The sequence below is a fragment of the Pseudomonas putida genome (genome assembly GCF_001941965.1).
GTDB classification, from domain to species: domain Bacteria; phylum Pseudomonadota; class Gammaproteobacteria; order Pseudomonadales; family Pseudomonadaceae; genus Aquipseudomonas; species Aquipseudomonas putida_L.
Map to the genome: position 1 here is coordinate 18,032 of NZ_MKZO01000038.1, position 13,056 is coordinate 31,087.

The 13,056-nt window shown below is 66.1% G+C and carries 14 protein-coding genes; 4 read left to right on the forward strand and 10 right to left on the reverse strand.

Going from position 1 to position 13,056, the window contains the following annotated elements; translation table 11 throughout:
- Window positions 1-1,110 (reverse strand): SGNH/GDSL hydrolase family protein, encoded by a 1,110-nt coding sequence (locus PSEMO_RS21810; RefSeq protein ID WP_075805053.1) that lies wholly within the window; start codon window positions 1,108-1,110, stop codon window positions 1-3.
- Window positions 1,097-2,476: an MBOAT family O-acyltransferase gene (locus PSEMO_RS21815; protein ID WP_256721170.1), complete on the reverse strand. Its 1,380-nt coding sequence runs from the start codon at window positions 2,474-2,476 to the stop codon at window positions 1,097-1,099. The genes PSEMO_RS21810 and PSEMO_RS21815 overlap by 14 nt, the downstream gene beginning before the upstream one ends.
- 191 nt (window positions 2,477-2,667) lie before the next feature.
- Between PSEMO_RS21815 and PSEMO_RS21820 the strand changes: the two genes are divergently transcribed.
- The 4 genes from PSEMO_RS21820 to PSEMO_RS21835 all read left to right on the forward strand — a co-directional run bounded on the left by PSEMO_RS21820 (window position 2,668) and on the right by PSEMO_RS21835 (window position 7,860).
- Complete coding sequence (locus tag PSEMO_RS21820) at window positions 2,668-2,910, forward strand: exodeoxyribonuclease VII small subunit (RefSeq protein ID WP_064302083.1); 243 nt, start codon at window positions 2,668-2,670, stop codon at window positions 2,908-2,910.
- Window positions 2,907-3,794 carry a (2E,6E)-farnesyl diphosphate synthase gene (gene ispA, locus PSEMO_RS21825; protein ID WP_075805055.1) on the forward strand — a complete coding sequence of 296 codons (888 nt, stop codon included), beginning with the start codon at window positions 2,907-2,909 and terminating at the stop codon, window positions 3,792-3,794. Before PSEMO_RS21820 ends, ispA begins: the two co-directional genes overlap by 4 nt.
- 184 nt (window positions 3,795-3,978) lie before the next feature.
- A complete protein-coding gene (dxs, locus tag PSEMO_RS21830) occupies window positions 3,979-5,877 on the forward strand; it encodes a 1-deoxy-D-xylulose-5-phosphate synthase (RefSeq protein WP_075805056.1) in 1,899 nt (632 codons plus the stop codon).
- A 105-nt stretch (window positions 5,878-5,982) separates the two neighbouring features.
- Complete coding sequence (locus PSEMO_RS21835; RefSeq protein WP_075805057.1) at window positions 5,983-7,860, forward strand: TonB-dependent receptor domain-containing protein; 1,878 nt, start codon at window positions 5,983-5,985, stop codon at window positions 7,858-7,860.
- On the opposite strand, the gene PSEMO_RS21840 is transcribed toward PSEMO_RS21835, so the two are convergent.
- The 8 genes from PSEMO_RS21840 to ribH all read right to left on the reverse strand — a co-directional run bounded on the left by PSEMO_RS21840 (window position 7,838) and on the right by ribH (window position 12,998).
- Window positions 7,838-8,644: a cobalamin-binding protein gene (locus PSEMO_RS21840; RefSeq protein ID WP_178392035.1), complete on the reverse strand. Its 807-nt coding sequence runs from the start codon at window positions 8,642-8,644 to the stop codon at window positions 7,838-7,840. The two genes, PSEMO_RS21835 and PSEMO_RS21840, sit on opposite strands and share 23 nt — an antisense overlap.
- Window positions 8,644-9,063 carry an MFS transporter gene (locus PSEMO_RS21845; protein WP_075805058.1) on the reverse strand — a complete coding sequence of 140 codons (420 nt, stop codon included), beginning with the start codon at window positions 9,061-9,063 and terminating at the stop codon, window positions 8,644-8,646. Before PSEMO_RS21845 ends, PSEMO_RS21840 begins: the two co-directional genes overlap by 1 nt.
- A complete protein-coding gene (gene ribA / locus PSEMO_RS21850) occupies window positions 9,060-9,677 on the reverse strand; it encodes a GTP cyclohydrolase II (protein ID WP_075805059.1) in 618 nt (205 codons plus the stop codon). Before ribA ends, PSEMO_RS21845 begins: the two co-directional genes overlap by 4 nt.
- 115 nt (window positions 9,678-9,792) lie before the next feature.
- Window positions 9,793-10,500, reverse strand: coding sequence for a substrate-binding periplasmic protein (locus tag PSEMO_RS21855; RefSeq protein ID WP_372239132.1), 708 nt, complete (start codon window positions 10,498-10,500; stop codon window positions 9,793-9,795).
- A 40-nt stretch (window positions 10,501-10,540) separates the two neighbouring features.
- Window positions 10,541-11,044: a phosphatidylglycerophosphatase A family protein gene (locus tag PSEMO_RS21860; protein WP_075805061.1), complete on the reverse strand. Its 504-nt coding sequence runs from the start codon at window positions 11,042-11,044 to the stop codon at window positions 10,541-10,543.
- Window positions 11,041-12,006, reverse strand: a complete 966-nt coding sequence (gene thiL / locus PSEMO_RS21865) for a thiamine-phosphate kinase (protein ID WP_075805062.1) — start codon at window positions 12,004-12,006, stop codon at window positions 11,041-11,043. The genes PSEMO_RS21860 and thiL overlap by 4 nt, the downstream gene beginning before the upstream one ends.
- Window positions 12,007-12,024: 18 nt before the next feature.
- Window positions 12,025-12,525: a transcription antitermination factor NusB gene (gene nusB, locus PSEMO_RS21870; RefSeq protein WP_075805063.1), complete on the reverse strand. Its 501-nt coding sequence runs from the start codon at window positions 12,523-12,525 to the stop codon at window positions 12,025-12,027.
- On the reverse strand, window positions 12,522-12,998 hold the full coding sequence (gene ribH / locus PSEMO_RS21875; RefSeq protein WP_075805064.1) for a 6,7-dimethyl-8-ribityllumazine synthase: 477 nt from the start codon (window positions 12,996-12,998) through the stop codon (window positions 12,522-12,524). Before ribH ends, nusB begins: the two co-directional genes overlap by 4 nt.
- Window positions 12,999-13,056: the final 58 nt, after the last annotated feature.

Sequence of the window (13,056 nt, forward strand, 5' to 3'; positions counted from 1 at the left end):
TCAATGCCCCGTCACGGTAGGGCCGGGGAAGGCGATCAGCGCCAGCACCTGGTTGGCGATCAGCTTCTGCCCGGGAATGGTGAAATGGATGCCATCGTCGGCCCGGGTGCGCAGTTGCCCGCCCTGGCCGTTGTGAACGGTAGTGGAAAATTCGTCGCCCTTGTAACCGAGCACTACGTTGGCCGACACGTAATGCTGGCCATGCCGCTGCGCCTGCTCGCGGTACAGCCCGCTGAGATAGGCCATGGCGGTGGACAACCGCGCCTGCTGCATGTTCGGCGGCCCGACCCAGATCACTTGCACGCCGCGGACATGGGCCTGGTCGAGAATCGCATCGATGCGCTGGCGATAGCTCAGCTCCCAGGCCGGGGTGCGGAAACGCAGGAACGGCTTGCCCTTGCCCTGGGGCATGTCCCACGGGTCGTTGGGGCCGAGGAAGATCACCATCAGGCGAATGCGCGGACGCTCGCCCAGGGTCTTCGCCACCGTCTGCGGCCAGTTGAAAAAGCCCGGGTAGGCCAGCCCGGTGCTCTGCCGGCTGAGGTTGATGCTGCGAATGCCGTAGCGCTTGAGCAGGGTATTGGACAGGTGCGGCGCCACGCCCTGCATCATCGAATCGCCGACCAGGAAGACTTCGTCGCCGCTGTTCAGGGTGACCCGCGGCGACACCGGGATAGCCGGCAGCACCGGCGCCGGCCTGGCCACCGCAACCGCCGTGGGCGCCGGTGGCTGCCTGGCGGGTGCAGGTTTGGCCGGCGCAGCATCGAGTGTCACCGTCACCACCGGGATATTCGGCGGCAGCTCCACCACCGCAGGGGGCGGCGCAGGCTCAGGCTCGGCAGCGGCCACGATCGGCTGCCCGTCGAGGCTGTCGAAGAAGCGCTCACGGGCATCCACCAGGGCCTGATTGAGGTGTCCACCCAGGCGCCACCCGGTACTTTCGCCCAGCAACGGCAGTTCGCACGTCTGGTGATAGCGCTGCTGGCAATACAGGCTCAGGGATTGCTGGTTGAGCCAGCCCAGCAACACCGCGCAGAACAGCAGCGCGTAGAGCACCCGCAATGCTCCGAGTTGCGTGCGCAGCAACTGGCGATTGTCAGAAACCGGCATAGATGAACCCCGGCACACCGGACGGCGCGGCAAAGATCACCACCGCCAGGAACAGCGCGAACGGCAGCGGGTAGAACTGCCACGGCAAGCGGGTGGTCGCCGCGAAGCCCCCGCGCAACAGCGCCACGCTCTTCGGATAAATCCCCAGCGCAACGACGCACGCCAGCAACAGCACACCACTGTCGCCGAACAGATCGGCGGCCGACAGCCCGCCCAGCATGTCCAGCGCGCCCTCCAGGCTGGTGCTGCGGAAGAAGATCCAGGCGAAGGCCACATAATGGAAGGTCAGCACCCGGCCCAGCCACGCACTGCCCGACCAGCCCAGCCGCGCATACAGCTTGTACAGCGCCAGCCCGAGCCCGTGCAGCGCGCCCCAGATCAGGAAATTCACGCTCGCCCCGTGCCACAGCCCGGACACCAGCATCGCCACGAACATGGACAGCGTCGCCAGCCAGGCGCCATGACGGTTACCACCCAGCGGGATATACACGTAGTCGCGGATGAAGGTGGACAGGCTGATATGCCAGCGGCTCCAGAACTCCCGCAGGTTGCGCGCGACATAGGGCACATCGAAGTTCGGCGGCAGGCGAAAGCCCAGCAACAGGGCGATGCCGGTGACCAGGTGGGTGTAGCCGCTGAAGTTGAAATAGATCTGCAGGCTGTAGCCGTATACCGCGAGAAGGATCTGCGCCGGGCTGAAGTTGCCCGGCGTCTCGAACACCGGATCGACCCAGGCGCCGCCCAGCCAGCCGCTGAGCAGGAACACCTTGACCAGCGCAAGCCCGATCAGGCCCAGCGCCCGCTGCGGTTCCAGCACCTGGCGCAGGCGCGTGGTGCGGATCTGCGGCAGCATCTCCCCGGCACGATTGACCGGGCCGGCAACCAGGCTGGGGAAGAACGCCAGGTACAGGGCCAGGTCCAGCGGCGGTACCGGGTCCAGCTCGCGGCGGTTGATCGACACCACGTAGCTGACCGAGTGGAAGGCGTAGAAGGAAAAACCGATCGGCACCAGCAGTTGCAGGACCGGCAACGATAGCTTCAGCCCGAGCCCCGCCAGCGCCGCCTGGGCAGCGGCGACGAACAGTTCCTGGTACTTGAACAGGTAGAAACCGCCCAGCACCAGCGCCAGCAGGGCCAGGTTGGCGAACCAGCGCCCTGGCCAGCGTGCCGCCAGCAGGCCGAGCAGGTACACCAGCAGGGTGTAGCCGAACAGCACGTACAGGGCGAAGGGGCTGAAGCTCGCCACCAGCCCGTAGCTGCCTGCCAGCAACAGGGTGTTCTGCAGCCGGGTGCTCCAGCACAGGCTCCAGTACAGGACGAAGAAGAGGATGAAGCACAGGCCGGATTCGATGGAAAGAAGGCTCACAACCGGGTCCATGGATGAGACGTGAGGAAAGGAATGCCCCCGGACGCTGAGCGGGCGAGATTATGGCAGAGCGCCATAACTGCTCACAACGCGGGCACGGGAATGCGACCGAAGAAACCGCCGCTGATTTGCCCCGGGTGCCCTGCTCTGCTAGTGTCGCGCCGTTCCGAACCGCCACCGAGACAGACGCCATGGCCCGAAAAAAAGCCGCCATCGATTTCGAGCAATCCCTCGCTGACCTGCAAGCCCTGGTCGAGCGCCTGGAGAACGGCGAGCTGTCGCTGGAAGACTCGCTGACCGCCTTCGAGCAAGGTATCCGCCTGACCCGCGACTGCCAGGGCGCCCTGACCCAGGCCGAGCAGAAGGTGCAGATCCTCCTGGAGCGCGACGGCGAACTGGCCGCCGAGCCCTTCGACGCGGAACAGGCCGAATGATCCGCGCCTACCAGACCGCTTGCCAGGCCCGGGTCGACGCCGCGCTGGAGCCGCTGTTCCAGGCTCCCTCGGTGGAACTCACCCGGCTTTACGAGGCCATGCGCTACAGCGTGATGAACGGCGGCAAGCGCGTCCGTCCGCTGCTCGCCTATGCCGCCTGCGAAGCCCTCGGCGGCGCGGCCGAACAGGCCAATGGCGCGGCCTGCGCGGTGGAGCTGATCCACGCCTATTCCCTGGTGCATGACGACCTGCCGGCGATGGACGACGACGACCTGCGTCGCGGCCAGCCGACCACCCACAAGGCCTTCGACGAAGCCTGCGCGATCCTCGCCGGCGACGGCTTGCAGAGCCTGGCCTTCAGCGCCCTGCTCGACCCGTCCCTGAGCCGGCAGAGCGACGCCACGCGCCTGGCCATGGTGCAGACCCTGGCCAAGGCTGCTGGCCCCGCCGGCATGGTCGGCGGCCAGGCCATCGACCTGGGTTCGGTGGGCCTCAAGCTGGACCAGACCGCCCTTGAATTCATGCACCGGCACAAGACCGGCGCGCTGATCGAAGCCAGCGTGCGCCTTGGCGCCCTGGCCAGCGAACGCGCTGGCGAAGCCGAACTCAAGGCCCTGCAACAGTACGCGCAGGCCATCGGCCTGGCGTTCCAGGTGCAGGACGACATCCTCGACGTGGAAAGCGATACCGAGACCCTGGGCAAGCGCCAGGGCGCCGATATTGCCCGCGACAAGCCGACCTACCCGGCGCTGCTCGGGCTGGAAGCGGCCAAGGCCTATGCCCTGGAGTTGCGCGACCAGGCGATCGAGGCCGTGCGGCCGTTTGACGCAGCCGCCGAACCGCTGCGGGCGCTGGCTCGCTACATCGTCGAACGCCGCAACTAAGCGGCGGCCCCGATCGCTGCGGTGCGGCGGTCCGACAAGCCAGCTCCCACAGGTCCGGCGGTGCATGCGGTCCCTGTGGGAGCTGGCTTGCCAGCGATGAGGCCCTCACGGTCACCCACAAAATGTGCAGTCTCTCCCCAATGGGGTAAACTGCCGCGTCTTCAAACCTATAACGACTCGCCTGATGCCCACGACGTTTCAAGAGATCCCCCGCGAACGCCCGGTCACGCCGCTCCTGGACCGTGCCGCCACGCCCGCCGGCCTGCGGCGTCTGGCCGAAGCCGACCTGGAGAACCTGGCTGACGAACTGCGCCAGGAACTGCTCTACAGCGTCGGCCAGACCGGCGGCCACTTCGGTGCCGGCCTGGGCGTCATCGAGCTGACCATCGCCCTGCACTACGTCTTCGACACCCCCGACGACCGTCTGGTGTGGGACGTCGGGCACCAGGCCTATCCGCACAAGATCCTCACCGGTCGCCGCGAGCGCATGAACACCCTGCGCCAGAAAGACGGCCTGGCCGCCTTCCCGCGGCGCAGCGAGAGCGAATACGACACCTTCGGCGTCGGCCACTCCAGCACCTCGATCAGCGCCGCCCTGGGCATGGCCATCGCCGCCCGCCTGCGCAACGAGGCGCGCAAGTCCATCGCGGTAATCGGCGACGGCGCCCTGACCGCCGGCATGGCCTTCGAGGCGTTGAACCACGCCCAGGAAGTCAACGCCGACATGCTGGTGATCCTCAACGACAACGACATGTCGATCTCGCGCAACGTCGGCGGGCTGTCCAACTACCTGGCCAAGATCCTCTCCAGCCGCACCTACGCGAGCATGCGCGAGGGCAGCAAGAAGGTCCTCTCGCGCCTGCCCGGTGCCTGGGAAATCGCCCGCCGCACCGAGGAATACGCCAAGGGCATGCTGGTCCCCGGCACCCTGTTCGAAGAGCTGGGCTGGAACTACATCGGCCCCATCGACGGCCACGACCTGCCGACCCTGATCGCCACCCTGCGCAACATGCGCGACCTCAAGGGCCCGCAGTTCCTGCATGTGGTGACCAAGAAGGGCAAGGGCTTCGCCCCGGCCGAAGTCGACCCGATCGGCTACCACGCGATCACCAAGCTGGAACCGCTCGACGCACCGGCCGCCGCCCCCAAGAAAGCCGGCGGACCGAAGTACTCCGCGGTGTTCGGCCAGTGGCTGTGCGACATGGCCGCCGCCGACGAGCGCCTGGTGGGCATCACCCCGGCGATGAAGGAAGGCTCCGACCTGGTGGCCTTCAGCGAACGTTATCCACAGCGCTACTTCGACGTGGCGATCGCCGAACAGCATGCGGTGACCCTGGCCGCGGGCATGGCCTGCGAAGGTTCCAAGCCGGTGGTGGCGATCTACTCGACCTTCCTCCAGCGCGCCTACGACCAGTTGATCCATGACGTCGCGGTGCAGAACCTCGACGTACTGTTCGCCATCGACCGCGCCGGCCTGGTGGGCGAAGACGGCCCGACCCACGCCGGCAGCTTCGACCTGTCGTACCTGCGCTGCATCCCCGGCATGCTGGTGATGACCCCGAGCGACGAGAACGAACTGCGCCGCATGCTCAGCACCGGCCACCTGTACGACGGCCCGGCCGCCGTGCGCTACCCGCGTGGCAGCGGCCCGAACGCGCCCATCGAGGACAGCCTGGAACCGCTGGAAATCGGTAAAGGTGTTGTTCGCCGCCAGGGCAGCAAGGTCGCCCTGCTGGTGTTCGGCGTGCAACTGGCCGAAGCGCTGAAAGTGGCCGGGACGCTGGACGCGACCGTGGTCGACATGCGCTTCGTCAAGCCGCTGGACGAGGCGCTGGTGCTGGAGCTGGCGGGCAGCCACGAGCTGCTGGTGACTATCGAAGAGAACGCCATCATGGGCGGCGCCGGTGCGGCGGTGGGTGAGTTCCTGGCTCGCAAAGCCGTGCTCAAGCCCTTGCTGCACCTGGGCTTGCCGGACGTTTATGTCGAGCACGCCAAGCCGGCGCAGATGCTGGCCGAGTGCGGGCTGGATGCTGCGGGGATCGAGGCTTCGGTGCGCAAGCGCATGGATCTCCTGGGCCTCTAAGGGCCTCATCGCCGGCAAGCCAGCTCCCACAGGTTCAGCACATACCTCAAGACTTGTGCAGAACCTGTGGGAGCTGGCTTGCCAGCGATTGCAATGGACCTATCAATGAAACTCCTCCGCCTGACCTCTATCTTTCTCTTTCTTCCGACCCCCTTGTTGGCCGCCCCCATCGACCGCGACAGCGCCCTGAAGCTCCCCGACGTAGTCATCAGCGCCAACCGCCAGGTCGAGGACCGCAACCAGTCCAGCGCCGCCACCACGGTCTTCACCCGCGACGATATCGAGCGCCTGCAAGCCAGCAGCGTCAGCGACCTGCTAACCCGCGTTCCCGGCGTGCAAGTTGCCCGCACAGGTGGTCGCGGCAGCCTGCCGGGCATCTTCATCCGTGGCACCAAATCGGCCCAGAGCCTGGTACTGGTGGACGGCCAGCGCATCGCCAATACCTCGTCCGGCGACAGCGGCCTGCAATACCTGAACATCGAGCAGATCGAACGGGTGGAAGTGCTGCGCGGCTCGCGCTCGGCGATCTACGGCAGCGATGCCATGGGCGGAGTGATCCAGATCTTCACCCGACGCGGTGTCGAGCAAGGCCTGCAGGCCCGACTGCGCCTGGCTGCCGGCAACCACAAAACCTTCGAACGCAGCCTCGGCCTGTCCGGCGGCGACGGCCGCACCCGCTTCAGCCTTGGCGCCAGCCTGGATGAAAGTGCCGGCATCGACGACACACGCCAGTCGTACCCCAGCGACCAGGACCACGACGCCTCGCGCAACCGCTCGCTGAGCCTGAACCTGTCGCACCAGCTGAGCGATGACCTGGAAATCGGCGCCAGCCTGCTGGACAGCCGCGGCCGCCGCGAATTCGACAACCCCTACGGGCTGTACATCGAAGACACCGGGCAGCTCCTGCCCCAGGCGCCCTACACCGACTTCGCGGTGAGCAGCGTCAGCACCCACATCGCCGCACAACTCACTGAGCAATGGCACTCACGCCTGGAACTGGGCCACAGCGAAAACCGCGACCGCAGCCGCGACAAGCTGAGCGACGCCGAGGATGTCTACAACACCTACCGCGATTCGCTGAGCTGGCAGAACGACGTCGATCTCGACGAGCAGCACAGCCTGCTGCTCGGCGGCGATGCCTGGATAGATCGCCTGCGCGCCAGAACCGATTTCAGCGAGGACAGCCGCTGGAACCGCGCGGTGTTCGTCCAGCATCGTTACCAGGGCGAGCACTTCTCCACCGAACTGGGCCGGCGCCACGACCGCAACCAGCAGTTTGGCGGGCAGAACACCTGGAGCGGCAGCCTGACCTTGCCGTTGAACGCGGACAACGACCTGCTGCTGTCCTACAGCGAAGGCTTCCGCGCACCGACCTTCAACGACTTGTATTACCCCTTCGCCGCCAACCCGGACCTCAAGCCCGAGCATTCGAAAAGCTACGAGCTGCAATGGCGCAGCCAACTGAGTACCGACAGCCGCCTGGAAACCTCGCTGTACCGCACCGACCTGCGCGACGCCATCGTCTTCCGCGACACGGCGCCGTACAACGTCAGCAAGGCACGGATCATCGGTTTCGAAACGACCCTGACCCAGGACTGGTGGGGCTGGCAGAGCCGATTGGGCGTGGCGCTGATGGACCCGCGTGACCTGGACAACGGCCATACCCTTGAGCGCCGGGCCCGGCGGACCCTGAGCCTGGACCTGGACCGGCAATTCGACCGGTTTGGAATGGGTGCCTCGTGGCAGGCAGTCAGCAGCAGCTACGCCGATGCGGCCAACCAGCGCTCCCTCGGCGGCTACGGCCTGCTCGGCGCCCGCGCCAGCTGGACGCTGACCCCGGACGTGCGCCTAGATCTGAAAGCCGAGAACCTGCTGGACAAGAACTACGCCCGCAGCCAGTACCACTACGCCGGCAACTTCTACGGCTATCGCGAGGAAGGCCGTACCTGGCTGCTGGCGATCAGTTGGACGCCGGAGCTTTAGCCAGCGCCTCGCAGAGTTTCGCGGTGGCCTCGAGCATCTGCCCGCTGGGGCGTTCGAGGCCCTTGTCCGGCACCCGCAGCAACCGACCGTCACGCACTGCACTGACCTGCCGCCAGGGCTTCCAGGCATCCAGCTGCGCCTGATCGCCTGCCACGATCACCTGCGGATCCCGCTGCAGGACGCTTTCGATGCTTACCTGAGGCGCCGGCAATTCCAGGTCCTCGAACAGGTTGCGTGCCCCACAGACCTTCAACGCATCACTGATGATCTGCCCACCACCGACGGTGTACAGCGGCTTGTCCCAGACCTGATAGAACACCCGCAACGGCTGCTCGCGGTGATAACGCGTGCGCAGCTCGGCGAGCCGCGCACGCAGTTGATCCGCATAGCGCGCTCCGGCCTCGGCACGCCCAAGGCGCTCGCCGATAGAGGCAATCTGGGTGATCAGGCTGTCGAGGTCACGGGGTTCGGCACTGACCAGTGCAATCCCCAAGTGCTCAAGCTGCGCACGCTGGGCAGGGGGCACGCTGGCGGGCCAGAGCAGGATCAGGTCGGGCTTGAGGCTGAGCAGGCGCTCCAGGTCGAGCTGGCCATAGCGCCCCACGGACGGCAGTTGCGCCAGTTCAAGCGGGCGCTCGCCGCCATCGAGTACGCCCACCAGCAGGTCGCTGGCCTGCAGTTCAACGACGATTTCCGACAGCGAAGGCGCCAGGCTGACCACCCGTGGCGCGGCCGCCAGCGAGCCGGCGCAGGCCAGCAGCCCCAGCAGGAGCCAACGGCGCATCAGGCCAACTGACGGGGAAGACGGTAGAGGTAGAGGATGACCACGCTGGAGATCGCCAGGAGGATCTGCGGCACCGCCTCCAGCCCGACGAACACCGACAGCGCGGCGACCCAGGCCGGCAGGCAGGCTAACAGCATGCCCAGGCGACGCACCCGCGCCAGCTCGATCCAGGCAGCCGGCTCGGCCTCGCTGTCGAGGGCCTTGCCGGTGGCGATCAACGCGTGCTTGTACGGACCGAAACGCGGCAGGGTGAGGAACATCGAGGCGACGCCACCGATGAACATCGGCATGGCCAGGATCGGGATGATCGGCTCCATGCCGCCGAAGGCCCAGGCGAACACGATCAGCGGCGCCAGCGCCACGGCCAGGTATTGCCACCAGGCCAGGGTCAGGCGGGTCCGTACCTGGCTGCGGGTCACGCGCGACCGGCCTCGCCCTGGTGCTCGTTGCCCATCATGTGGCCGAGCTTGCCGGCCTTGGTGGCCAGGTAGTGCTTGTTGTGCGGGTTGTGCCCGGTGTGCAGCGGCACGCGCTCGGCGACGACGATGCCCATGTCGGTCAGGGCCTTGACCTTGCGCGGGTTGTTGGTCATCAGGCGCAGCGCGGTCACGCCAAGATGCTCCAGCATCGGCCGGCACATGGCGTAGTCACGCTGGTCGGCGGCGAAGCCCAGGCGCTCGTTGGCCTCGACCGTGTCGGCACCGCCATCCTGCAGCTCGTATGCGCGGATCTTGTTCAGCAGGCCAATGCCACGGCCTTCCTGGCGCAGGTAGAGGAGTACGCCACGCCCTTCCCGGGCAATGGCTTGCAGGGCTGCTTCAAGCTGCGAACCGCAATCGCACCGCTGGCTGAACAGGGCATCGCCCGTCAGGCACTCGGAATGCAGGCGACCCAGCACCGGCTGGCCGTCGGCGACATCACCGAGGCTGAGCACGACGTGCTCGCGGCCGGTGGCTTCGTCGAGAAAACCGTGCATGGTGAAAGTCGCGAAAGGAGTAGGCAGCTTGGAAGCGGCAACGAAAACGACGGGCACCTTGTGCTCCTGATATGCATGAAAATTGACGTGGGCCGATTGTAACAGCAGCTTGCCGCACCTGCTTATGCTGAATTACTGGGGCAAAATATCGAAAAGTTCGATGCTGACCGGCCTATTTAAAAGGCTTACCGAACGGATAAGGCTGCTTCCAGCGCTCGAAAATCGGCTTCAACGCGCCACTGGGCACCAGTACGTCCATGCGTTTGTCGAACAGGTCGCGCAGCGCCTTGCCCTCCGGCGTGTTGCCAAATGCCAGATACAAAGGCAGTTCCGCCACATGGGTGCTGCGGAATTTCTCCGGGTGCTGGGCCTGGGCCCGGACGTAGTTCACCTCGGTCTCGGCATCGATATAGAAGTCGACCCGCTCGCGCTCGAGCATCGGCAAAATGCCGTCGCGGCGCTGCACTTCACGGTAGTAGCCGACATTCGGCAGGTAGTTCTGGTAGTCGTAGCCGCGCACCCAGGACAGGCGGTACTGGCCGATAGTGTCCTTGGTCGGCAGCGGCTTGCTGACCAGGCCCAGGGCATAGATATGGTCGGAGTCGAAATTCCAGCGCGGGTAGAGGTTGTCGGAATGCTCTTCGTGATAGGAACCGACCCAGGCATCCGCCTCACCCCGTTTGACCAGGCCGATGGCACGGGTGTACGGCGCCGTCAGCGGCCGTACCTTGACCCCCGCCGGCTCGAAGACCATGCGCAGCACATCCCAACCGACACCCGTGCCGTCGGCATTGGTGTAGTCCTGCCAGGCCTCGCTGGCCAGACGGACCTCGGCCGGCAGGCCATCAGCCCGCACGACACCCAGCATCCCGGCCAACATGGCTACCAGCAACAGCCACTTGCGCATCACCCAACTCCCTTTAAATCAGACTCCATACCAGCACTTGCATGGCCAGCCAGGCGAACACGCCGGCCAGCACATCGTCGAGCATGATGCCCACGCCGCCATGCACATGCCGGTCGACCCAGCGAATCGGCCACGGCTTGAGGATGTCGAAGAAGCGGAACATCAGGAACCCGGCCAGCAGCCAAATCCAGCCCTCCGGCACCAGCCAGAGGGTGATCCACATGCCAACCATCTCGTCCCAGACGATACCTTCGTGGTCGTGCACCTTGAGGTCGTCGGCGACCTTGCCGCACAGCCAGAAGCCGAACAGCATGGTCAGGCCGAGCATCAGCCAGTAGCCCCAGTCGGGCAGCATCTGCCACAGCGGCACGAACGGCAGCGCCACCAGCGAACCCCAGGTACCCGGGGCCTTGGGCAGGGTGCCGGAGCCGAAGCCGAAGGCGAGGAAATGCCAGGGGTTGCGCCAGACCGAAGGCGGAACGTTTTCCGCTGGCACCTGGTTGGGGTGGTCGGTCACGGTGTCTCCCTAAAGTGTTGATAGCCGCGCACGGCGGGGGTGATATCGCGGCCTTCGGCATCCTGCAGGCGAACGCCGCTGCCGGCCTCGACCCGCCCCACCACATGCACCGGCCAGCCGTCGGCCAGCAGGCCGTCCAGCTCGGCAGGCGGCAGGGTGAAAGCGATCACGTAGTCGTCGCCACCAGTCAGCGCCGCCTGGCGTGCGCCGTCCACACCGAGGAAGCCGGTCAGCGCGGCACTCAGCGGCAGGCTCTCCAGCTCCAGGCGCAAGCCGACGGCGGACGCCAGCGCGATATGCCCGCAGTCGGCCAGCAGGCCATCGGAGATATCCAGGGCCGCCGTGGCCTTGCCGCGCAGGGCCTGGCCGAGGGCGATCTGTGGCGAGGGCGACCAATAGTGGGACAGCAGCGGTTCGCTCAGGGTTGCATCGGCCTGACGTTCGCCCAGCACCAGCGGCAAGGCGCCAGCGGCATTGCCCAGCTCGCCACCGACACAGACCAGGTCACCAACCTGCGCCCCGCCGCGGGTCAGCGCCTGTCCGGCGGGCACGCGACCGAACACGGTCATGGTCAGGCTCAGGGGGCCGCGGGTGGTGTCGCCGCCGACCAGGGTCAGGCCGCATTGCCGAGCCATCTGGCTCAGGCCGCGGGCATAGTCGCGCAGCCAGTCCGGATCGGTCTCGGCAAGGGTCAGAGCGAGGGTGAAGGCAAGAGGGGTGGCGCCCATTGCAGCCAGGTCGCTGGCCGCTACCGCCAGCGAGCGCTGGCCGAGGAGGAAAGGATCGCTGACGGCGGGGAAATGCACCCCGGCCACCAGCGTATCGGTGGAGATCGCCAGCTGTTCGCCGGGCGCCGGCGCCAGCAGTGCGCAATCGTCACCGATGCCCAGGGCAATGCCTTCGCCGCCCTGCGCACAAGGCGCGGCGGCGAAGAACTGGCGGATCAGCTCGAACTCACCCATGGACAGGCAGCGCCGGGATCAGCGCTTGAACGCCTTCACTTCGGCTTCGCGAAGCACGGGTGCCAGCTTGTCGAGAACACCGTTGACGAACTTGTGGCCATCGGTGGAACCGAAGACCTTGGCCAGCTCGATACCCTCGTTGATCACCACGCGGTACGGCACGTCCTGACGCGCCAGCAGCTCCCAGGCCGACAGACGCAGCACGGACAGCTCGACCGGGTCGAGTTCTTCCAGGGCCATGTCCAGGCAAGGTACGAGGGCCTTGTCGATTTCGCCCTTCTTCGCCGGGACCCCGTGGAGGATCTCGCGGAAGTAGGCGCCATCGACATCGCTGAAATCGTTGTCGACCCGGAACTGCGCTTCGATCTCGTTCAGCGAATGCTGAGCCATGTGCCACTGGTACAGCGCCTGGGTCGCGAGCTTGCGGGCTTCGCGACGCTTGGCGCTTTTCGAGGGCTTGCCCGCATCGGCGGGTTTCGGATCGCGCGGGTTGAAACGATCGCTTTCGTCGCTAATCACTTGGCCTCCAGCTGCGCCAGCAGACTGACCATTTCCAGGGCGGACAGGGCAGCTTCGGCGCCCTTGTTGCCGGCCTTGGTGCCGGAACGCTCGATGGCCTGTTCGATGGAATCGACGGTCAGGACACCGAAGGAGACCGGCAGACCGAACTCCATGGACACCTGGGCCAGGCCCTTGGTGCACTCGCCCGCAACGTATTCGAAGTGTGGGGTACCACCACGGATCACCGCGCCCAGGGCGATGATCGCGGCGTATTCACCCTGTTGGGCGACTTTCTGTGCAACCAGCGGGATTTCGAAGGCGCCAGGGGCACGGATGATGGTGATGTCGCTTTCGCTCACGCCATGACGAACCAGGGCGTCAACGGCACCGCTCACCAGGCTTTCGACGACGAAGCTGTTGAAGCGGCCAACCACCAAAGCGTAGCGACCTTTGGGGGCAATGAAGGTACCTTCGATGGTCTTCAGGGACATTGCGGGATTCTCATCTTAAAGAGCCAGGCCGCAACAACGCGGCCTGTGGGAGTTTTGG

Bases quoted from the DNA above. Each gene is read 5' to 3' on its own strand.
- thiL (WP_075805062.1), bottom strand. From the start codon at position 12,006: ATGGGTGAGTTCGAGCTGATCCGCCAGTTCTTCGCCGCCGCGCCTTGT.
- PSEMO_RS21835 (WP_075805057.1), top strand. From the start codon at position 5,983: ATGAAACTCCTCCGCCTGACCTCTATCTTTCTCTTTCTTCCGACCCCC.
- dxs (WP_075805056.1), top strand. From the start codon at position 3,979: ATGCCCACGACGTTTCAAGAGATCCCCCGCGAACGCCCGGTCACGCCG.
- ispA (WP_075805055.1), top strand. From the start codon at position 2,907: ATGATCCGCGCCTACCAGACCGCTTGCCAGGCCCGGGTCGACGCCGCG.
- PSEMO_RS21855 (WP_372239132.1), bottom strand. From the start codon at position 10,500: ATGTTGGCCGGGATGCTGGGTGTCGTGCGGGCTGATGGCCTGCCGGCC.
- ribH (WP_075805064.1), bottom strand. From the start codon at position 12,998: ATGTCCCTGAAGACCATCGAAGGTACCTTCATTGCCCCCAAAGGTCGC.
- PSEMO_RS21810 (WP_075805053.1), bottom strand. From the start codon at position 1,110: ATGCCGGTTTCTGACAATCGCCAGTTGCTGCGCACGCAACTCGGAGCA.
- PSEMO_RS21840 (WP_178392035.1), bottom strand. From the start codon at position 8,644: ATGCGCCGTTGGCTCCTGCTGGGGCTGCTGGCCTGCGCCGGCTCGCTG.
- PSEMO_RS21820 (WP_064302083.1), top strand. From the start codon at position 2,668: ATGGCCCGAAAAAAAGCCGCCATCGATTTCGAGCAATCCCTCGCTGAC.